This is a genomic window from Bradyrhizobium sp. 956_D2_N1_4, assembly GCF_052076025.1.
GTDB classification, from domain to species: domain Bacteria; phylum Pseudomonadota; class Alphaproteobacteria; order Rhizobiales; family Xanthobacteraceae; genus Bradyrhizobium; species Bradyrhizobium barranii.
This window is the reverse complement of record NZ_CP197237.1, coordinates 4,248,162-4,267,914: the sequence shown is the minus strand read 5'-3', so window position 1 is coordinate 4,267,914 and position 19,753 is coordinate 4,248,162. Positions and strand designations below refer to the sequence as shown.

Genomic DNA, 19,753 nt, shown 5'->3' with positions numbered 1-19,753 from the left:
AATCCGGTGGCTCCCGGGGATGTCGGCCATCAACATCACATTTTGATCAAAGCCAGCGACAATTGCGGGCAGCGCGGCCAAATGCCGACGCGCGCAATATCGGCTAGCGGCTCGATGCGGCCGGATTGGTGGACGCAACGCGCGTCAGCGCCAACGACGGCGTCGCCGACATCTTCACCAGCACGTCCTTGAGCGGGTCCCGGGTCCAGGCGCGCGTCACATAATCACGATGCGTGATGCCGTCGCCGGTTTCGACGAACACCACGCTGCCGGGACGGAGCGGCCCGTCCATGTCCTCGGAGACGCTGATGCCCTTTTGCCGCAGCATGCTCATCAGCTCGCGGTCGCGCCGCGCGGTGTAGCGGGTGTAGGAGCTGACGAAGAAGCCGGACCGATGGCTCTCGATCCAGGAGGCGAACTTGTCCATTTCGCCGTAGACGGCATCGAGCAGGACGACGCCGCGGACGCGGTCGCTGATGCCGCCGACCTCGAGGCTCCAGGCCGTCGGCAGGAAGCCACCGCTGTAGCCGACGATCACGATCGGCATGTTGGCGAAGGCGCGGGCGTTGTTGGGATCGCCGGTGAGCCGGGCCAGATGGGCCGCCGACTCTTCCATGAAGCGCTTGAGGCCGCCCGCCTGCCAGAACTTGCCGGCGCTGGAATCGGCGGCATCGACCGCCATCTGCGGCGCCAGCAGGATGGCGTTGGCGCCGGAATCGGTGACCTGCTGCGGTACGAGTTGGCGGTCGCGCACGTCGCGCTCCAGCGTTGCGCCGTTGCCGTGGAAGAACACCACGATCACGCCCGGCTTGCGTACGTCGAAATGCTCGGGCACGTGCATCAGCACGCGGCTGTCGCTGTAAGTCTCGTCCTGCCAGTAGACGCGCCCGGAATAGCTGCGGTGGCCGCGGCGATCGCCCTTGGAGATGTTGAGGAATGGCGCGTCGGAGGCGGGGTTGTTGCCAAAATAGGGGAAGGCCGACGATTTCATGCTGACGAGTGTCGTCAGGTCTTCACGTGCCGGACGCTGGTAGGGGATTTGCGGTGCGAGTGAGGCGACCTTGTACGGCGCCTGCTCCGGCTGAGGCTGCTGCTGGACGGCGCGTTTGGGCGAGAAGTCCGACATCTGCCGTTGCAGAAGACTCTCGCTCGCCGACGGGAAGCGCTCCTTGAATTGCGGAGCGGGGAAGCGATCCTCGAACGTGTCGCTGCTTGCGACCTGAGGATTGGTCTTCGCTACGATTTGGACGTTGGCCTGCGAGTTCGCCGCGAGCGCCGCCGGGTTGGGGGCCCTGCCGCATTGAACCAGCGTGAGCGACAGCGGCACCAAGGCTGAGACCAGCGCGATCCGGCGCGCACCACTGCGCGCGCCGGACAGCGTCCGATCAGCACGAATGTCAGCTCTCAATTTCGGAGCGGCCCCGACCATCCACCCATGACCCCAAGTCATGTCCACAAGCCCAGCGGCAATATTCAAGCTAATTGAGCCGACTGGCGTTTAGGCGACGTTAAGTGTCCGGAGAAACTTCCCCAAATCCGGAATGCTCAAGGGGACCATGCAATCGTGTCCTGATTGTGGGGGTGCGAAACGGGATTCTCAGGTGTTTACGGGGCTTTGTTGCCCAGGATCGTGCACAAAAGGTGCCGCAATACCGATTTCATGCGCCTCATTTAACCCTTGTTAACCCTGCTTGAATTGACTGGACCAGACTGCACGATGCTCTCCACGACACGTGACGCCTGAGGTTGAGGACCCCGATGACGGCATCAGATGCGGGACCCGCGCCCTGGACTGGCCGGCTGACGGGGAGCGGGCCGGGGGTCTCCGTTCTGGTCGCAACCGCCATCGTCGTTGCCGACATGATCGGGGTCGGCGTCTTCACCAGCCTCGGCTTCCAGGTCAAGGACATCCCGTCCGGCTTCTCGATCCTGTTGCTATGGACCATCGGCGGCATCGTCGCGCTGTGCGGGGTGTTCTCCTACAGCGAGCTCGGCGCCATGTTTCCGCGCTCGAGCGGTGAGTACAATTTCCTCGGCCGCGCCTATCATCCCGCCTTCGGCTTTCTCGCCGGCTGGGTCTCGGCGACGGTTGGCTTCGCAGCGCCCGTCGCGCTCGCGGCGATGGCGTTCGGCGAATACGCGAAATCGGTCGTCCCCGATCTGCCGCCGATCCCGCTTGCCATCGGCGTGGTGTGGCTGGTCTCGATCGTGCAATTGACCGGCGTCAGGCACTCATCGACCTTCCAGCTGATCTCGACCATCCTCAAGGTCGTGCTGATCGTCGCCTTCCTGCTCGCCGGCTTCGTCATCGGCACGCCGCAGCCGATTGCCTTCACGCCGCAGCCGGGTGATCTCGCGCATATCGTCAGCGCGCCCTTCGCGATCGGGCTCGTCTTCGTGATGTACTCGTTCTCCGGGTGGAATGCCGCGACCTACATCATCGGCGAGATGAACATGCCGCAACGCGATCTGCCGCGCGCGCTGCTCGCGGGCACGCTGATCGTGCTCGTCCTGTACGTCGCGCTGAATGCGGTGTTTCTCTACTCGACGCCGGTCAGCGCGCTGGCCGGCCAGCTCGATGTTGCCAGCGTCGCGGGCAGCGCGATCTTCGGCAGCCTCGGCGGCCGGATCGTCGGTGCGATGATCTGCGTCGGCCTGATCTCCTCGATCAGCGCGATGATGTGGATCGGCCCGCGCGTGATGATGACGATGGGCGAGGACATTCCGGCCCTGCGCGTGTTCTCGAAGCGATCGGTGAGCGGCGCGCCGGCCTATGCCATCCTGTTTCAGCTTGCCGTCGCCAATCTGCTGTTGTTCACGCGCAGCTTCGAGGCGGTGCTCGACTTCATCCAGTTCGCGCTGTTGTTCTGTTCGTTCTTCACGGTCGCCGGCGTCGTCAAGCTGCGCATCACCGATCCCGACCTGCCGCGGCCCTATCGCGCCTGGGGATACCCGTTCACGCCGCTCGTTTTCCTCCTCGTGACCGCGTTCATGATGTACTACCTGTTGACCGAGCGGCCGGTGCAGTCGCTGGCGGGGATGCTGCTCATGCTCTCGGGCCTGTTGATCTATGCTGTTTTCCGCAGGCGGCCGGTCGCCGCTGGTACGTCATCACACCGCGAATAGACATGTTTCGACCCATGAGAATTGCGGCCGTCGCTCTTGCCCTGCTGGCCGCGGCCGTCTCGTCTGCACGTGCCGCCGACGTCACCTTCGATGATACCGCGCGCTTTCTCGCGGGCATGCAGCCTTCGCCGGACTCGCCGCTGGTGCCGCTCACCAAAGACCCGGGCTGGCAGCGCCACGCAAAATTCTTCGACGGCGCCTTCGCCCAGCTCGAGCAGCGGCAGCTCTCGAAGATCCGCAATTGGGCCGACGTCAATCTGGCCGCGCCCCGGCCGACCATGTTCTACTTGTTCAGCGGCCCTGACTTCCTCTACGCAGATGCGTTCTACGCCAAGGCCAGCACCTACGTGCTCGGCGCGCTGGAGCCGGTCGGCGCGGTGCCTGACCTGACGCGGCTGCCGCGCGGCTCGGTCGGTGCCGCGCTCTACAATGTCGAGCGTTCGCTCGGCTCGATCCTGAGCTTCTCCTTCTTCATCACCAAGCACATGAAGGTCGACCTGCACGCCAACCAGGTCAACGGCACCTTGCCGATCCTCTATGTCTTCCTCGCGCGCTCCGGCAAGACCATCCGCAATGTCGAGATGATCGCGCTCGACGACAAGGGCGGGGTGCATACGGGAGGCGACAATCCGGGACGGAACGCGACGCGCGGTGTCCGCATCACCTTTGCCGGAAGCGACGGCGAGGCGCGCACGCTGTACTATTTCTCGACCGATCTCTCCAATGCCAGCGCGCGCAACACGGGATTTCTGAAATTCTGCGAGACGCTCGGGCCCGGCAACAGCCTGCTCAAGAGCGCGTCCTATCTCCTGCACAAGGGCGACTTCTCCGTCGCTCGCAACTGGCTGCTGGCCAACAGCGCGACCATCATCCAGGACGATTCCGGCATTCCGCTTGCGAACTACAATGCGCAACAGTGGCGGTTCTTCCCGTTCGGCCGCTATCTCGGACCGATCGACGAATTCCCCGGCCGCTACCAGGAGCGCTACGCCGACCTGTTCACGCGCGCCCAGCCGATCGATTTCGGCGTCGGCTATCGCTGGCGGACGCATGAATCGAACTTGCTGCTGTCGGTGAGGGTGCCGGGAAGCGAGACGGCGCCGGCTGCGGAGACCACCTCGTCCGCCGAGCCGTCGCCAAAGCCGCCGCGTCCGAAGCGGCTGCGTCCGCCCGAGTCGATCCCGCCCGGGCGCTTTTTCTGGTTTCGTTAGCTTGCCTGTTGAGGCGGGCGTCACGCGCTCCGGGCGATGACAACCAGCCGTACGAACGCGAACGCCATCTGATGATATGTCGCCAAACCCGGTGCAGATCGGATGGTGCTCGATCTCTAACGTCCAGCCTACCAGTGCACGCTCTGGCTCGGCACGATGAAGGCCGTGGTGCTCGGCGCCGTGGCAAGGCTCGTTGCCAGATACCAGCCGGAGCCGACGACGAGCGCCAGCAGCGCAATGATGGCAATCATGTCGAGGGTTCTGGGGTCGTGATGCCCTCTGGAACCAGGATGTGGACCAAGCCTGAAGTGAAAATGAGGGCTGATTTTCCAGCGCATTCTTGTTTCCTCCCGTAGGAGCATCACAACAACGCGAGGGGGAAGTTCCGGTTCCATTCAAGGCAGCGATGCGCGAAGCGCCGCGGCGTTCCTGGTGATATTCAGGACGCGTTGACGCCGCGCCAGCGGCCGTAGCGCCAGGGTAGATACCAGTGCGCGCCTTGCGGTGCGGTGAGGGGCACGTTGTCGATTCCCGATGTGCCGAAAGGATTGCAGCGAAGCAGTCGCGCGAGCGTCATCCAGCCGCCGGCCCACAGCCCGAACCGTTCGATCGCCTCGTCGCCATAGACCGAGCAGGTCGGCAGGTGCCGGCAATTGTAGCCGACCAGCGGCGAGAGCGTGTGGCGGTAGAGCCAGATCAGTGCGCGGCCGAATCGGCGCGGGAGCCGGAGCGCGCCCTCGATGGGAGTGGAACAGTGCTCGCAGGTTGAATGCTTCATGGGCGCTGTGCTGCGATCGTGAGCGAGGTATTGCGCGGTTCCGGCGCAGGGAACCGCAAGTTGTTGTTTCTGCGCCATATTTCCCGTGCTTTTTGGGAGCAGTGCAGCAAGTACCTGTGGACGATCTGTATTCCCCCGGATACCATTTTTATGACGACCGTGTGTAGAAACATACGCCCGTATGATGGACTCAGAGGGCGCTACCGAGGACTGTTGGGGAACCTTTGGGGCTTGGGGAAGGAACCAGATTGAGACTTCTGAACTCCCTCGACCGTCGCGGCTGGTTGTTGCTTGGGGCAGCCGCGCTTGGCGCCGCGCTCTTCGGAGCTGTCGCCACGACCGGCACAACGGCTCATGCCGGCGCCGCCCTCGAAGAGCGCAAGCTGCCGATGAAGTTCAACTGGGTCGCCTGCGACCCGAACTGCCGCGGCTGGGTCAGCGCGGTCGGCATCATCACCGCTGATACGCCGAGGGATTTCGAGGAGTTTTCGCGCGGACGCCAGCTTGGCGGCGCGACCGTGGTGCTCGACTCCAGCGGCGGTTCCGTCAACGACGCGATCACGCTCGGCCGGCGCTTCCGCAATCTTGGACTTTCGACCACCGTCGGCATCAGCGTTCAGAACCGCAGCGGGCAGTCGGCCCGTCCGGCGGTTGCGCCCGAAGCCTATTGCGAATCCATGTGCGTGTTCCTGCTGCTGGCCGGCAAGAAGCGCTACGTGCCGGAAGCCGCTCATGTCCGGGTCCACCAGATCTGGATGGGCGATCGTGCCGACGATGCCAAGGCGGCGAGCTACAGCGCGCAGGACCTGATGATCGTGGAGCGCGACATCGGCCGGCTCGCCAAATACACGTTCGATATGGGCGGCGCCGGCGACCTGCTCTCGCTCGCGCTCAGCGTGCCGCCGTGGGAAGATCTGCACGAGCTGGATGCTGGCGAGCTGAAGCTCACCAATCTCGTCACCACCAATCTGGTGGCCGACGTGCTGCCGCATGTGGACGTCGCGGCGCCCGCGGTGGCGGAACTTGCACCGAAGACGCAGGCGAGGTTCGGCGCGGAAGCGGAACCGCAGCCCGTCAAATCGACCAAGACGGCGGAAGCCTTGGTGCCGACCGGTGCAGCGCAAAGCGCAGGCTCGCAAAAGTAGGATTTCCCTGATCGTCATTCCGGGGCGTTCGCAAAGCGACGAAGCCGGAATTCAGATATCGTAGCGCGACCGGGTTCGCGCCGGCGCAGGCGTCGGAATGACCTCGACCAAATCAGCCCTGCGCCGCGGCTAGCTGTTTGGCTTTCGCCTCGATCTGGCCGATGGCATCGACCACGGCATCGAAGGTCAGGAGGGTCGAGGCGTGTCGCGCCTTGTAGTCGCGGACCGGCTCGAGGAACTTGATCTCTTCCCATTTGCCTTCGGGAGGCGCGCCGTTCTCCTTGAGCATCTTGCGAACGGTTTCGCGTAACTCGCGGAGTTCGCTCGCGGTCGAGCCGACGACGCGACTTGCCATGATGGATGAAGAGGCTTGTCCGAGGGCACAGGCCTTCACGTCATGGGCGAAGTCGGTGACCTTGTCGCCCTCCATCTTGAGGTCGATCTTCACGGTCGAGCCGCACAATTTGGAGTGGGCGGTGGCGGTGGCGTCGGGGTCCGGCAGCCGTCCGAGGCGTGGAATATTCCCGGCCAGTTCGATGATCCGCTTGTTATAGATGTCGTTCAGCATGTGATGGAGTCCAACACTTCCGCACCGGATCGGCCTTGGCGGGCGCCGTCCACGGTCCTATATAGGGGCGGAACTGGCGGAAAAACAGTCCAGCGGTGCGGCACAGCGGTCCAGACCTGCGCTGCCAGCGTGATGACCCAAGGGCCTTTTTCGTCAAAACTGTTCTCTTCAGGCGTCCGGCGGCTTGCCGCCCCGTCTGCCGGTGACACTCCGGCCGTTAGGCCGTCGAACGGAGTAGACATGGACGCTACGATCAAATCCATCCGCCCGGGCAAGCCCTCCGACCGCCAGCCCGAGAGCCGCCCGGCTGAGCTCGACCCTGCCGAATTCCTCGCGGCCGCCGTCCGCGCCGACCAGCCGCGCCCCGCGCGCGCAGAGGCGGAAGCGGCGGTGAAGACGCTGCTCGCCTATATCGGCGAGAACACCGCGCGCGAAGGCTTGCTCGACACGCCGCGCCGTGTGGTCGAGGCCTTCGACGAGCTCTATCAGGGCTACCACCAGTGCCCGGCCGAGGTGCTCGACCGCACCTTCGGCGAGACGGCCGGCTATGACGACTTCGTGCTGGTGCGCGACATCGAGTTCACCTCGCAGTGCGAGCATCACATGATGCCGTTCTACGGCAAGGCGCACATCGCCTATACGCCGGTGGAACGCGTCGTCGGCCTGTCGAAGCTTGCGCGCCTGACCGACATCTTTGCCCGCAGGCTCCAGACCCAGGAGCACATGACGGCGCAGATCGCGGCGGCTATCGACGAGATCCTCAAGCCCCGCGGCGTTGCCGTGCTGATCGAGGCCGAGCATACCTGCATGTCGGTGCGCGGCGTTGCCAAGCATGGTGCCTCGACCTTCACCAGCCGCTTCACAGGCATGTTCCGCGACAATCCGGCGGAGCAAGCTCGTTTCCTGTCCCTGGTGCGAGGCACGACGCGCTGACCTCGCGAAGGTCTATGTTCGCGTCATGCTCTAGCGAGGACGCCCGTGTCCGCTCACTCCCATGAGATCGAGGAAGGCCTCGCTTTCCTGCCGAAGTTCGACGCCGGCGGCCTCGTGACCTGCGTGGCGACCGACGTCGCCACCGGTGACGTGCTCATGGTCGCGTACATGAACGACGAGGCGCTGCGCAAGACGATTGCGACCGGCGAGGCCTGGTACTTCAGCCGATCGCGCAATGCCTTGTGGCGAAAAGGTGAGACGTCGGGTCAGACCCAGCGCGTGATCGAGATCCGCACCGATTGCGACCAGGACGCGGTCTGGATCCGTGTCGAGCAGATCGGCGCGGCCTGCCACACCGGCCGCCGGTCCTGCTTTTACCGCAAGGTCGACGCCGAGGGCGGCGGCGCCAAGCTGGTCTTCATCGATGCGGACAGGTTGTTCGATCCGGACGCCGTCTACAAGAAATAGCCGGCCGTCACCCCGAGTTCGGGCCGCAATGACGGCGAGCGGCCAGATTAACCCCGCATTAACCATACCTGTCCCACGGTGAGACGACAGGCGCCGAATTGCCGGCGTCGCTCAACGCCGCACGGGGCGGGCACTCCATCATGTCGGTCGACAATTCCAGTGCCTCTCAGACGACGGGTCTCGATCCGTCGCGGGCACGCGTCGCCGGCGCGATCAAGCAGGTCTCCAACCGGACGGGCGTCAGCTTCCAGTACATGCTGACCACCGCCAAGATGGAATCGGATTTCGATCCGACGGCGGAAGCCACCACGTCGTCCGCGCACGGGCTCTACCAGTTCATCGACCAGACCTGGCTGGGTACGGTGAAGGAGGCGGGCACCCAGCTCGGCTATGGCAATTATTCCGACGCCATCACCAGGACGTCGTCGGGCAGTTACGCGGTCGATGATCCCGCCATGAAGCGGTCGATCATGAAGCTGCGCGACGATCCGGAAGCCGCCTCCACCATGGCCGCAGCGCTGACGCAGTCGAACAGTTTCAAGCTCACCGGATTGCTTGGCCGCAGGCCGTCTGACAGCGAACTCTACATGGCGCATTTCATGGGTGTCGGCGGCGCCGCAAAGCTGATCGCCAATGCCGAGGACAATCCGCAAGCGGTCGGCGCGCGGCTGTTTCCCAATGCGGCCTCCGCCAACCGATCGATCTTCTACGCCAGGGACGGCCGCGCCCGCAGCGTCTCCGAGGTCTATTCGGTGCTCGACGCGCGCTACGCCAGCGCGGCGAATTCGAAGACGACGCGCAGTGCGATGGCGATGTATGGCGACACGCCATCCACGACGCAGGTCGCAAGTGCCAATGGCGTGCAGCCCAGCGCGCCTGTCATCGACAACGCCGCCTATCTGCAGACCTTTCCGGAGGCGCGCGGCGTTACGCCGGTGAGTGCGACGTCGTCGTCAACGGCTGCGGACAACACGCCGATCACACCCGCATTCCGCTCGATCTATCAGCCCGGCGATACCACGCAGCCGGTTTCGACCACGGTGCAGAAATTGTGGGGCAGCAACGCCTCGCTAGCCTCGATCGCATCGGCGACGCCTGACGTGCGTCCGCCGCAACCACTCGATCTCTTCAGCGATCGCAGCGGTACGTTCTCGAGCTGATCGTTGCGCGAATAACCCGCTCTCGTGTCCCGGACGCGTGGCAGGCGGCTTTGTTCCCTTAACAAAACGTCAATAAAACCAGCCAGTTATGGTGAACGCTTTGTTAAGCGTCGTGGTTTATTTTGTGTTGCAGGTGACAAGCCGTCACCGTTTTCGTTTGTTGTGTAAGCCGGAAGCAGCATGATTGTTCGGCAGTTCATCAATTGGATCAGGACGGCGCCCGCCGGCGAGCGGGCCGAGGCGACGCGGGCATTGGCCCGGGCCTGGCTGATCTCAGACCTTTCCCATGACGACCGTATCGCGGCCGAAGGCGCGCTCCTGATGCTGCTCGACGATCCCTCGCCGCTGGTGCGGCAGGCGATGGCCGAGGCTTTTGCGCGCAGCACCGATGCGCCGGCGTCGATCGTGCGGGCGCTGTCGGCGGACCAGCCGACCGTCGCGCTGCCGGTGCTCGAACATTCTCCGCTCCTGATCGACGCCGATCTCGTCGACATCGTCGCAACCGGCAATGACGAGGTGCAATGCGCGGTCGCCCGCCGCATCGCGTTGCCGGTGTCGGTCTGCGCCGCCATCGCCGAAGTCGGCTGCGCGGCGGCAGCCCTCGAGCTGATCGAAAATCCCCACGCCGAGCTCGCGCCGTTCTCCTGGAATCGCATCGTCGAGCGCCACGGCCATCTCGCCGCGATCCGCGAGGCGATGCTGGTGCTTGAGGATTTGCCGGCCGCGACGCGCGCCGCTCTGGTGGCAAAACTTTCCGAGACCCTTGCGCAGTTCGTCGTGGCGCGGAACTGGCTGAGCGCCGACCGTGCCGAGCGCATCGCGACCGAGGCGCGCGACCGCTCGACCATGAACATCGCGGCGCGCTCGCGCGGCGAGGACATGCAGGGCCTGGTGCATCATCTGCGCGTCACCGGCCAGCTCACCGCGGGCCTGATCCTGCGTGCGCTGCTGTCGAGCAATCTCGATTTATTCGATGCCGCGCTCGCTGAACTTGCCGACCTGCCGCTGGCACGCGTCTGCGCGCTGCTGCACGACCGTGGCGGCAACAGCCTGCACGCGCTGCTCCGCCGCGCCGGGTTGCCCGAGGCGACATTCGCGGCGTTCCAGGTCGCACTCGATGCCTGCCACGAGCAAGGTTTTGTCGATACCGATGACGGCGCGGCGCGGCTGCGCCGGCGCATGGTCGAGCGCGTGCTCACCCATTGCGAGACCGACCGCGGCGCCACCGAACCGCTGATGGTCCTGCTCCGCCGCTTCGCCACGGAATCCGCGCGCGAAGAGGCAAGGTTGTTCTGCGACGAGCTCGTCGCGGATGACGCGCTCGATCCCGTGTATGACGATCTGATCGCGGCGTAGCGAGATGCCGTAGGGTGGGCAAAGGCGCGTAGCGCCATGCCCACCATTTATCCGCACAGCTTATATTGGTTGGTGGGCACGCTTCCGCCTTCGCTCTTCGAGCTACGGCGGACGAGTCGCTTTGCCCACCCTACGACACTTGCGCTCGCAATGACGCGAGGAGAGCGCCGGGGCGCTACTCCGCCGGCGCGATGCTCGGTGCCAAAATCACCTCGAGATGCTCGGGGCGGTCGCGGTTGGCGTGGGCGAGATAGTCGTCGGCGACCTTGCGCAGGCGGCGGCTGAGCTCGGCCGAGACGCTGATGCTGTCGAGCTTGGTGTTTTCATGCACGATGGCGAGGATGGCGTTGATGTGGTGCGTGAACAGCTCGGCCGGCACCTTGTCGAGATCGGGTGCGTGCTCGATGACGCGGCACAGGCTCTCCGCAACTCCCGCCGCCGCCGGATAGCCGAACGTCGCAGCGTCGCCCTTGATGTCGTGCGCGGCGCGGAACAGCTCGTCGCGCCGCTCCTTGGTGAAGCCCTCATGGCGGATAGCGACATAAGCGGCCGACAGACGATTGACCTCGGTCGCCATCCAGTCCTTGAACTCACCGGCGAGGCCCGCCAGCGCCTGCTCGGCGCGGGCGACCGGATCGTCCAGGTCCTTTTCTTCGACACGGCGCAGAACCTTGCGCAGCGGATTGGGCTGCGTGATCACTTGGTGCGTGGCGAAGGCCGTGACCTCGATGTCCTTTGCGCCGTTCTTCGCCATGATGTCTGCCCCGATCGTGTGAGACGTTGCGCTAGATGGAGGAACGAGCCTTGTCGAGCAGCGAGGGTTGCTGGAGCACCTCGTGCTTTTCGCCGACGCGGCGCTCGGGGCCCATATAGGCGGAGTTGGTGTTGCGGCGCCGGTCCGGACCGAAATAGGTCTTGGTCTTGATGAAGGGCCGGGGATTGGCGACGACGTTGAGGATGCGCTGGTAGAGGCCCTTGGCGGAGATCGGCTTGGCCAGGAATTCGGTGACGCCGGCATCGCGCGCGACCGTGACGCGGCGTTTCTCGGAATGACCGGTCAGCATGATGATCGGCGCGTAAGGATTGCCCTTGGATTCCGGCTGCCGGATCATCTGCGCGAGCTCGAGCCCGTCGAAGATCGGCATCGCCCAGTCGGTGATGACGATGTCGGGCACGTAATGGCTGTACATTTCCAGCGCGGTGGCGCCGTCCTCGGCCTCGTAAACCTCGCGCGCGCCGAAGGAGTGCAGCAGCGTCCGCAGGATGCGGCGCATGTGCGGATTGTCGTCGCAGACGAGGAAGCGCAGCTTGTTGAAATCGATGCGGAACATGACGCCTGGGCCGGAGCGGTCAACTTTCGTTAACCATATCGCGGCGGGGGTTAAGGAAGGGTTGCTGCCGGCATTTCGCGGAGTACGTGACGAGGGAAGGGATTAATATCGTAATTCTGCCATTTTTTATTGTAAAACGATAAAAATATACAATTAAATGGGAGCTAGTCCGATGAGCGTCGTCGCGTTTCCTTTTCCTGCGCCGGTCGAGCCGCGGTTGCGGCGCATCGGACGGATCGTGGCCGTCGGCGCGCTCCTCTGCGTCGCCGGCGGTGTGCTTGCGGTGCCGCTGCTCTGGTCGAGCGACGAGATGCTCCGGCACTGGATCGCGACCCAGTCCCCGCTGGGGGCGCGGCCCTTCACGCTCAACCTCAGTACGCGCCTCGCCGGTGCCCTGATCAGCCTGATCGGACTTGCGCCTGTCCTCTACGCCTTGTTGCAGCTCTCGATGCTGTTCTCCCGTTTCGCGCGCGGCGAGGTCTTCGTGACCGACAACGCCTGGCGCATCCGCCGGATGGGCCTCGCGCTGATCGCCAACGCGTTGATGTCGCCGCTGGTGCAGATGCTCACCACGCTCAACCTGACGCGGGCCAACCAGCCGGGCCAGCTCGTGGTCATGTTCGGCATCGAGCAGTCGCATGTGCTGTCGGTGCTGAGTGGCCTCGCGCTCGTCGCCTTCGCGACCGTGATGGCCGATGCCGTTCGCATGTGGCACGAGAACAGCGAGATCATCTGACCATGCCGATCATCGTCAACCTCGACGTCATGCTCGCCAGGCGCAAGATCAGGTCGCGCGAGCTTGCTGCGCGCATCGAGCTCACGGAGGCGAACGTCTCCCTGCTGAAGTCGGGCAAGGTGCGCGGCATCCGCTTCGACACGCTCGAGCGGATCTGCGCCGTGCTCGACTGCCAGCCCGGCGATATCCTGGAATATGTCCCCGACAGCGCGGACGACGCGCTGGAGCCGCGCGGGGCTGGCCGGAAATCGGCCTAGCCAATCCTTCAAGTCCAGACTGGAGATGCCTGCGATGAACCGCCTGGCGCGTGTTCTTGCGAGCGCGGCTGCGCTCATGCTTGCCGGTTGCAGCTCGGTGCCGCTGACATCGATTCCGCCGCTTGCCCGCATCGATGCCAGGACGACGGATCTGTCGATGCTGCGCGTCGCCGTGCAGTTGCCTGACGCGCTGCGGCCACGTTCGGGCGGCGTCAAGCTCGACGTCGTCACCAAAGTGTCCGGCGAGGCCGAGACCAGGACGAGCTTCGCCATGATGGAGATGAGCGACCCGCGAGATCGCGCCGGCCTGCCTGCGCCGTCGCTGGGCTCCTCGACCTACGCCTATCGCTTGTCGCCAGGCGATGCTGCACGCTTCGAAGCGCTACGTGCGTCGATGGTCGAGCAGGGGAGGCAAGGCAAACGCGGGTCGATGGGGCTCGGCGTGGCAGCCAGGGAATTCTGTCGCGCCAACGCGGCGCCGCAGGGATCGCTGCCTGTCACGATCTATCTGATGACGTCGGAGACGAAGAGCTTCGTTCCCGTTGTCAGGGATTTTGATCTGCTCGGAGATCCCGCCATGGCGGGCGGCCTGGAATCGATTCAGCCTTGCGGCCAGTGATCCGCGCCGGCGCTCAGTAACCGAACTGCTCGCGCAGGATGCGCTCTTCCAGGCTGTGGCCGGGGTCGAACAGCATGCGCATCGAGATGGTCTTGTCGGACAGCACCTCAACGCGGCGGACGTCGCGCACCTCGTCATGGTCGGCCACCGCCGCCACCGGCCGCTTGTCGCCCTCCAGCACCTCGATCACGACGTAAGCCGTATTGGGCAGGAGCGCGCCGCGCCAGCGGCGCGGGCGGAAGGCGCTGATCGGCGTCAGCGCCAGCAGCGCGGCGTTGATCGGCAGGATCGGTCCCTGCGCGGACAGATTGTAGGCGGTGGAGCCGGCAGGCGTCGCCACCATGATGCCGTCGGCAATCAGCTCAGCCATGCGCTCGCGCTCGTCGATCAGGATCCGGAGGCGCGCGGCCTGGAAGGTCTGCCGGAACAGGGCGACCTCGTTGATGGCGTGATGCAGGTGAACGCGGTCGTTGACGTCGGTGGCGCGCATCAGGAGCGGGTTGATCTCGGATTCCTGCGCTGCCTCGAGACGGGCGCGAAGGTCGACCGTCGAGTACTCGTTCATCAGGAAGCCGACGGTGCCGCGGTGCATGCCATAGATCGGTTTGCCCGAGTGCATGTTCTGGTGCAGCGTCTGGAGCATCAGTCCGTCGCCGCCGAGCGCGACCACGACATCGGCGTCGTTCGGGTCGCAATTGCCATAGTCCCGAGTGAGCTGGCCGAAGGCGGTTTGCGCCTCGCTGCTTGGGCTCGCGACAAAGGCGATCCGGTTGTATCGCGCTGGCTTGGTCATGGCTTCCGGGCAGGGCCGCTGGCTGGAGAAAGTTCCGCCGGGCTCGTCTATACGACCTGGGCCTGCATTGTCGAGAAGGACCGCTGTTCAAGGCAAACAGCGTCCATCCCGATTCAGGGCAAATCCGGGTCGATTTGTGCTCGCCCGGCTTCTTCAGGCGCCGCCGGGCCGGCCATCCCCCAAACCGTCGCAATTTCTCGCTAGCCTTGCGATGCTCGCCGGCTCTCGCAGCCGGACAAGGAGAACGATCATGGTCATGCGTTTGCCGGCGCTCCGCCGCGCGACCCTGGTACTGGCGGTGTCGACTTTCGCGCTCGCGGGATTTGCCCGCGCGGACGATCCGCCGCAGCCGCGCGCCGAGACGACGGCCCCAGCGGGACAGAAGGGTGGGCGCGGCGGCAACGCGCCAGGTGCGTCACAGGGTTCATCGTCCGCCGCCGAGCTGCATCGTCTTCCGTCGGATTCGACCACGAAGCAGACGCTCGATCTGCCGGGCCGTGCTCTCGACTTCACCGCGACTGCCGGCTCGATCCGCGTGTTCGACGGCAAGGGTGAGCCGCTCGCCGACATCGCCTATACGTCCTATGAGCTCGATGGTGCCGACCGCGCGACGCGCCCCGTGACGTTCCTGTTCAACGGCGGTCCCGGCGCGTCCTCGGCATGGCTCCAGTTCGGCGCTGCGGGTCCGTGGCGGCTGCCGCTCGATGGCGAAGCCCTGTCGCCGTCCGCCTCACCCGATGTGAAGCCGAACGCGGAGACGTGGCTCGACTTCACCGATCTCGTCTTCATCGATCCCGTCAGCACCGGCTACAGCCGTTTCGTTGCCAGCGGCGAGGACGCGCGCAAGTCCTTCTACTCAGTCGACGGCGACGTCAATTCGATCGCGCTCGTGATCCGCCGCTGGCTGGAGAAGCACGACCGGCTGACCTCGCCGAAATATGTCGGCGGCGAAAGCTATGGCGGCATTCGCGGGCCGAAGGTCGTGCGCCAGTTGCAGCTCCAGCATGGCGTCGGCGTCAGGGGATTGATCCTGGTGTCGCCGCTCCTGGACTTCCGCGAGTTCACCGGCACCAGCCTCCTGCAATATGTCGCGACGCTGCCGAGCTATGTCGCGGTGGCGCGCGAAGCCAAGGGGCCGGTCAAGCGCGCCGATCTCGCCGACGTCGAGGCTTACGCGCGGGGCGAGTTCCTGGCCGACCTCGTCAAGGGCGAGGCGGACAAGGAGGCCACCAATCGCCTTGCCGACAAGGTTGCCGAGCTCACCGGGATCGACCAGGCCGTGAGCCGCCGGCTCGCCGGCCGTTTCGACGTCGGTGAATTCCGCCGCGAGTTCGACCGCAAGAACGGCAAGGTGACAGGGCGCTACGACGCCTCGGTGCGAGGCTTCGATCCCTATCCGGATTCGAGCAGCTCCCGGTTCGGCGATCCCTCGGGCGATGCGCTCCAGGCGCCGCTGACGAGTGCGGCGGTCGATGTTCTCACGCGCAAGCTCAACTGGCGGCCGGATGGCTCCTATGAAGTCCTCAACGGCGCCGTCGAGGGCAATTGGGATTTCGGCCGCGGCATCAACCCGCCCCAGTCGGTGTCGGAGCTGCGCCAGATCCTCGCCACCGACGGAAAGCTGAACGTGCTGGTCGCGCACGGCCTGTTCGATCTCGCCACGCCCTATTTCGGATCGAAGCGGGTGCTCGACCAGCTTCCGGCGTTCGCCACGCAGCGGGTCAAGTTCGTCGTCTATCCCGGTGGCCACATGTTCTATTCGCGCGACGGCTCGCGGCAGGCGTTTCGGAGCGAGGTCGAGGCTCTTATCCGAGAGTAGGCCGCCGCTTGCGCGGCGGATATCTCCGCGCGATCTCGCGCGCCACGACACGCTCCGGCTTGATATTGGCGCCGGCGATCCAGATGTCGCTGACCTTGCCGCGCGCGTCACGGACGCGGCGCACCGGCTCGCCGTGGCTGGAGTACCCGGCAGCCCAGGCGAGCTTGCCGGTGTCGCGGCCGGTGACCTCGATCTCGGCGGCATCCATGAACGGATTGATGAACTGCGGATTGGCGACCAGCACGCGGTTGCCCGCGGGGACGAGGTCGGTTGCGCCCCAGATCGTCCACCAGCGGCCGTTCCAGTCGCGGACGCGGCGGTCGGGGGCGCCGCGAGTCCTGAACACGCGCAGGATCTGCATCGCGCCGTCCATCCAGAACGGCGCCGCGCCGTCGATGGAGTTGCTGAGGATGCTGATCGCGAGCTCGCAAGCGGGGATGGAGCAGGTCCGGGAGATGTAACCCTGAAAATGGCCGCCATGGCCGAACCAGTCCCAGCCGTCGGTTTTGCCGGCGTTGATGCCAAGGCCGTAATAGGCCTCGAAACTCTGCGGGATGCGCCAGTGATGCCGGGTCATTTCGCGGCGGCTTGCGACTGAGAGCACGCTCTTCCTGGCGTTGGGCGCAAGCTGCGCGAAGAAGCGGGCCGTATCGCCGGCGGTGGCGGCGAAGCCCGTAGCGGACGCCATCGCGTGCGTCGGATTGTCGCCGGGGATCACGCAACGCTCGCCCAAGGGCACTTTTCGCGTGTGGCCGCGCGCGAACGATGCGCCCTTGGGAAGCGGCGCATCCGGCTCAGTCTCGCGCAGGCCTGCGGGCTCGATGATCTCGCGCTTGATCCAGGCGGAGTAGGGCTCCTTCGACACGGCTTCGATGACGAGGCCGAGCAGGCCAAAGCCGTGGTTGGAGTATTTGAAGCGCGTCCCCGGCTCGATCGCGGTCGGCAGCTTCAATTCCGCGAGCAACTCCCTGGCGTTGAGATAGGGACGGTTGTCGATGAACTGTCCGGAATCGGCGCCATCGCGCGTCAGCCCCGCGCTGTGCGAGAGCACCTGCGCAATCGTCGTCTCGGCGACGCGCGGATGCAGGCCGCCGACATGTTGGCCGACCGTGTCGTCGAGCCGGAGCTTGCGCTGGTCGCGCAGCTTCATGATGCCGGCGGAGGTAAAGCTCTTCGAATGCGAGGCGATACGGCAGCGGTGGCGCGGGGTGAGCTTCTCGCCAGTGTCGAGATTGGCAAGACCAAAGGCGTGCTCGGCGACGATTTCGCCGCGATGGGCAAATGCGATGATGACGCCGGGCTGCTGGAATGCCGTCTGTTGGAATTCGATCCAGGAGCCGATGTAGTCGATCGCGGATCGCAGCCACGTATCCATTGCGCACCAATTTGCGAGGGGAGCACTTGATGCGAGAGGCTAACCGAGAAAGCGGAACGGGCACAACCCCGAGGTTGTGCCCGTTCGTTTCGTTCGAGGATGCGATGTCTCAGTAGACGAGCGTCGCGCCGGTCGGCTTGTCGAGCGCCGCGGCGAGCGAGCGATACTCGGAGCTGTCGGTGCCGGCGAGCGAGGCGATCTTGTTCAGGTGGTACTGCGCCTGTTCGCGGTTGCCCTGCTCGAGCTGCCAGAGGCCGTAATACTGCCAGGTGCGGACGTGGTTCGGATCGTCCTTCAGCGCGATCTCGTAATAGACCTTGGACGACTGGTAGTCGCCGAGCTTGCGATAGGAGTAGCCGATCAAATTGGCGACGTCGGCGACGTCGTCGCGCTCGAGCGACTTCAGCTGACCGATCGCGCTCGTGTAGTCGTGACCGTCGTAGATCGTGGTGTAGGCGGTGCGATAGGCCGCGAGGAATTTGGGATCGCTGATGGAGGAGCTCTTCTTCTTCCCCTTCTTGGCCGAGCTGTCCGACTTCGGCGGCGGCGAGGGCTCGTCGCTGCCCGCGGCGTAGGCGCTGGTCAGCATCGGTCCGGCGGCCAACGCCATCGAGACAAGCCCCGGTACCAGAAGCATGGAAAGTTTGCGCATCTATCTTCTCCCGTATGGAACGTGGCGATCCTACACGATTGCCCAAAGACCGGAACACCCAGAGGGCAAAAACATTCCCGCTTCGCACGATCTATTCGCCCCTCCGCAGATGACAAACTTGTCATCGAGATGAACAGAAGCCTGCAAGGGACTTCAGACTGGGTTCAGCGCGCGCCGCCTAGGCTCCCACCCACGATCGAAGAGTAGGCGAGAGGGCGCCGCCTCAAGATCCTTCCAAGAGGAGACCAACCATGTTGAAGACCATTTCCGCAGCCTTGCTCGCCGCTTCCGTAATCGCAGCCCCGGCCTTCGCCGCTGAAGCCGGCAAGACCACCACGACCGCGCCGGTGATCAAGGCGGACCAGAGCCAGACCAAGGTGTCGACCACCGCCGTGAAACCCGAGGCCGGCGTCAAGGCCGACACGAAGGCCGCCGACGTCAAGGCGGACGCCAAGGTGGATACCAAGTCGAAGGCGATGAACGCCAATGCCGCGGTCACGCCCGATGAGCACAAGGCCGTGCGCACGCATCGTCACCACCACAAGCATCTGTCGGCCAAGAAGTCGCTGAAGGCGCAGCCTGACGTGACCAAGCCGGCGGCCATCGACAAGCGCAGCTAACGACTGATCCGGCGCGGCGGCATCCCTGGCATTGCCCGCCGCCGCGTGCGGAATTCAGGCCCGGCCCGTCGTCTCGGCGTCAGCGCGAAAGCGCAGGCGCCGGCGGCGGGGCGGTGCGTTATTTGCGCAGCATACGAGCAGGACCGAATTCCCTTCGTGCAACCTTGGGGCTAGAACATCCTCCGAGTCTGATCGAGCGGAGAGCGTGGCCTGTGGGGCGGTTGGCGAAGCGTGCGGTGATCTTGGCGTTGGTTCTGGTCTTGCCGCTGGCGCTCGCGGCATGTTTCGGCAGCGACGGTGATCGTCCATCCCTGATGGAGGGGACCCAGGCGGGAGGGCCGCAGCCGTTTCCCGACAATTTTCGCAGTGACACGCTGGCCTTGATGCGCGCTTACCTCAACAATCCCGTCGGTGTGCGCGAGGCCACCATGGCCGATCCGGTGCTGCGCGAGATCGGCGGACGGCAGTTCTACGTCGCCTGCCTGCACTTCACGCCACGCGAGACCGACGGCAGCTACAAGGGCATGCGCGAACGGGCCGCCGTCTTCGTCAACGGGCGGGGCGACCGCATCGTCGATCGCGCCGGCGAGCTCTGCGCCGGTGCGGTTTACGCACCCTTTCCGGAACTGGAAAAGATGGCGCGGTAGCGCAAAGCCGGCCTTCATCGGCAGGTGCTAGGACAGAGGCCGCCGGAGCCGCTGGATCACAATTTGGCGAGCTTTGAACGGGGCTGGTTTGCCTTGCGACAGATCGTTACAGCCCGCCTTGCGCAGACGACGAAAACAGTCGGTGCAAGCAGGTGTGAC

The 19,753-nt window shown here is 65.0% G+C and carries 22 protein-coding genes; 13 read left to right on the top strand and 9 right to left on the bottom strand.

The window, feature by feature from the left end:
* Window positions 1-103: 103 nt before the first annotated feature.
* A complete protein-coding gene (locus tag AB7535_RS20245; protein ID WP_071912671.1) occupies window positions 104-1,429 on the bottom strand; it encodes an alpha/beta hydrolase in 1,326 nt (441 codons plus the stop codon).
* A 329-nt stretch (window positions 1,430-1,758) separates the two neighbouring features.
* Between AB7535_RS20245 and AB7535_RS20240 the strand changes: the two genes are divergently transcribed.
* Window positions 1,759-3,126: an APC family permease gene (locus AB7535_RS20240; RefSeq protein ID WP_085405343.1), complete on the top strand. Its 1,368-nt coding sequence runs from the start codon at window positions 1,759-1,761 to the stop codon at window positions 3,124-3,126.
* Between the two features lie 14 nt (window positions 3,127-3,140).
* On the top strand, window positions 3,141-4,337 hold the full coding sequence (locus AB7535_RS20235; RefSeq protein WP_085405344.1) for a hypothetical protein: 1,197 nt from the start codon (window positions 3,141-3,143) through the stop codon (window positions 4,335-4,337).
* A gap of 128 nt (window positions 4,338-4,465) precedes the next feature.
* Here AB7535_RS20235 and AB7535_RS20230 read toward each other — a convergent pair whose 3' ends face one another.
* Both AB7535_RS20230 and yidD read right to left on the bottom strand, forming a co-directional pair.
* Window positions 4,466-4,675 (bottom strand): hypothetical protein, encoded by a 210-nt coding sequence (locus tag AB7535_RS20230; RefSeq protein ID WP_085405563.1) that lies wholly within the window; start codon window positions 4,673-4,675, stop codon window positions 4,466-4,468.
* A 101-nt stretch (window positions 4,676-4,776) separates the two neighbouring features.
* Window positions 4,777-5,115, bottom strand: coding sequence for a membrane protein insertion efficiency factor YidD (yidD, locus tag AB7535_RS20225; RefSeq protein ID WP_085405345.1), 339 nt, complete (start codon window positions 5,113-5,115; stop codon window positions 4,777-4,779).
* Between the two features lie 248 nt (window positions 5,116-5,363).
* Here yidD and AB7535_RS20220 point away from each other — a divergent pair, with 248 nt between their 5' ends.
* Window positions 5,364-6,260, top strand: a complete 897-nt coding sequence (locus AB7535_RS20220; RefSeq protein WP_085405346.1) for a hypothetical protein — start codon at window positions 5,364-5,366, stop codon at window positions 6,258-6,260.
* A 112-nt stretch (window positions 6,261-6,372) separates the two neighbouring features.
* Here the strand turns inward: AB7535_RS20220 and AB7535_RS20215 are convergent, their stop codons facing one another.
* Window positions 6,373-6,828 carry an iron-sulfur cluster assembly scaffold protein gene (locus AB7535_RS20215; RefSeq protein ID WP_085405347.1) on the bottom strand — a complete coding sequence of 152 codons (456 nt, stop codon included), beginning with the start codon at window positions 6,826-6,828 and terminating at the stop codon, window positions 6,373-6,375.
* Between the two features lie 240 nt (window positions 6,829-7,068).
* Here AB7535_RS20215 and folE point away from each other — a divergent pair, with 240 nt between their 5' ends.
* The 4 genes from folE to AB7535_RS20195 all read left to right on the top strand — a co-directional run bounded on the left by folE (window position 7,069) and on the right by AB7535_RS20195 (window position 10,745).
* Window positions 7,069-7,761 (top strand): GTP cyclohydrolase I FolE, encoded by a 693-nt coding sequence (folE, locus tag AB7535_RS20210; protein WP_063982517.1) that lies wholly within the window; start codon window positions 7,069-7,071, stop codon window positions 7,759-7,761.
* A 45-nt stretch (window positions 7,762-7,806) separates the two neighbouring features.
* The gene (gene hisI, locus AB7535_RS20205) at window positions 7,807-8,229 is read left to right on the top strand and encodes a phosphoribosyl-AMP cyclohydrolase (RefSeq protein WP_085405348.1); all 423 of its coding nucleotides are present in this window, start codon (window positions 7,807-7,809) and stop codon (window positions 8,227-8,229) included.
* A 140-nt stretch (window positions 8,230-8,369) separates the two neighbouring features.
* Entirely contained in the window at window positions 8,370-9,389 is a 1,020-nt protein-coding gene (locus AB7535_RS20200; protein WP_231142209.1) for a lytic transglycosylase domain-containing protein, read from the top strand.
* 180 nt (window positions 9,390-9,569) lie between these two features.
* On the top strand, window positions 9,570-10,745 hold the full coding sequence (locus AB7535_RS20195; RefSeq protein WP_085405350.1) for a DUF2336 domain-containing protein: 1,176 nt from the start codon (window positions 9,570-9,572) through the stop codon (window positions 10,743-10,745).
* Between the two features lie 175 nt (window positions 10,746-10,920).
* Here AB7535_RS20195 and AB7535_RS20190 read toward each other — a convergent pair whose 3' ends face one another.
* Complete coding sequence (locus tag AB7535_RS20190) at window positions 10,921-11,499, bottom strand: Hpt domain-containing protein (protein WP_085405351.1); 579 nt, start codon at window positions 11,497-11,499, stop codon at window positions 10,921-10,923.
* Between the two features lie 31 nt (window positions 11,500-11,530).
* On the bottom strand, window positions 11,531-12,076 hold the full coding sequence (locus tag AB7535_RS20185; RefSeq protein WP_008549760.1) for a response regulator: 546 nt from the start codon (window positions 12,074-12,076) through the stop codon (window positions 11,531-11,533).
* A 172-nt stretch (window positions 12,077-12,248) separates the two neighbouring features.
* Between AB7535_RS20185 and AB7535_RS20180 the strand changes: the two genes are divergently transcribed.
* Genes AB7535_RS20180 through AB7535_RS20170 form a run of 3 tightly spaced genes read left to right on the top strand, consistent with a single transcriptional unit; the run spans window position 12,249 to window position 13,688 of the window.
* On the top strand, window positions 12,249-12,812 hold the full coding sequence (locus tag AB7535_RS20180) for a DUF2975 domain-containing protein (protein WP_085405352.1): 564 nt from the start codon (window positions 12,249-12,251) through the stop codon (window positions 12,810-12,812).
* Between the two features lie 2 nt (window positions 12,813-12,814).
* Window positions 12,815-13,069 carry a helix-turn-helix domain-containing protein gene (locus AB7535_RS20175; protein WP_049807677.1) on the top strand — a complete coding sequence of 85 codons (255 nt, stop codon included), beginning with the start codon at window positions 12,815-12,817 and terminating at the stop codon, window positions 13,067-13,069.
* 34 nt (window positions 13,070-13,103) lie between these two features.
* On the top strand, window positions 13,104-13,688 hold the full coding sequence (locus AB7535_RS20170; RefSeq protein WP_085405564.1) for a hypothetical protein: 585 nt from the start codon (window positions 13,104-13,106) through the stop codon (window positions 13,686-13,688).
* A gap of 13 nt (window positions 13,689-13,701) precedes the next feature.
* Here AB7535_RS20170 and AB7535_RS20165 read toward each other — a convergent pair whose 3' ends face one another.
* Complete coding sequence (locus tag AB7535_RS20165; protein ID WP_063982521.1) at window positions 13,702-14,481, bottom strand: NAD kinase; 780 nt, start codon at window positions 14,479-14,481, stop codon at window positions 13,702-13,704.
* A 250-nt stretch (window positions 14,482-14,731) separates the two neighbouring features.
* Between AB7535_RS20165 and AB7535_RS20160 the strand changes: the two genes are divergently transcribed.
* Window positions 14,732-16,300 (top strand): S10 family peptidase, encoded by a 1,569-nt coding sequence (locus AB7535_RS20160; protein ID WP_231142207.1) that lies wholly within the window; start codon window positions 14,732-14,734, stop codon window positions 16,298-16,300.
* On the opposite strand, the gene AB7535_RS20155 is transcribed toward AB7535_RS20160, so the two are convergent.
* Both AB7535_RS20155 and AB7535_RS20150 read right to left on the bottom strand, forming a co-directional pair.
* Complete coding sequence (locus AB7535_RS20155) at window positions 16,287-17,675, bottom strand: serine hydrolase domain-containing protein (RefSeq protein ID WP_085405354.1); 1,389 nt, start codon at window positions 17,673-17,675, stop codon at window positions 16,287-16,289. The two genes, AB7535_RS20160 and AB7535_RS20155, sit on opposite strands and share 14 nt — an antisense overlap.
* Before the next feature lie 109 nt (window positions 17,676-17,784).
* Complete coding sequence (locus tag AB7535_RS20150; protein ID WP_028150223.1) at window positions 17,785-18,327, bottom strand: tetratricopeptide repeat protein; 543 nt, start codon at window positions 18,325-18,327, stop codon at window positions 17,785-17,787.
* 251 nt (window positions 18,328-18,578) lie between these two features.
* On the opposite strand from AB7535_RS20150, the gene AB7535_RS20145 reads away from it, so the two are divergent.
* On the top strand, window positions 18,579-18,947 hold the full coding sequence (locus AB7535_RS20145; protein WP_085405355.1) for a His-rich protein BRANT: 369 nt from the start codon (window positions 18,579-18,581) through the stop codon (window positions 18,945-18,947).
* A 212-nt stretch (window positions 18,948-19,159) separates the two neighbouring features.
* Window positions 19,160-19,594 (top strand): hypothetical protein, encoded by a 435-nt coding sequence (locus AB7535_RS20140; protein WP_187388016.1) that lies wholly within the window; start codon window positions 19,160-19,162, stop codon window positions 19,592-19,594.
* Window positions 19,595-19,753: the final 159 nt, after the last annotated feature.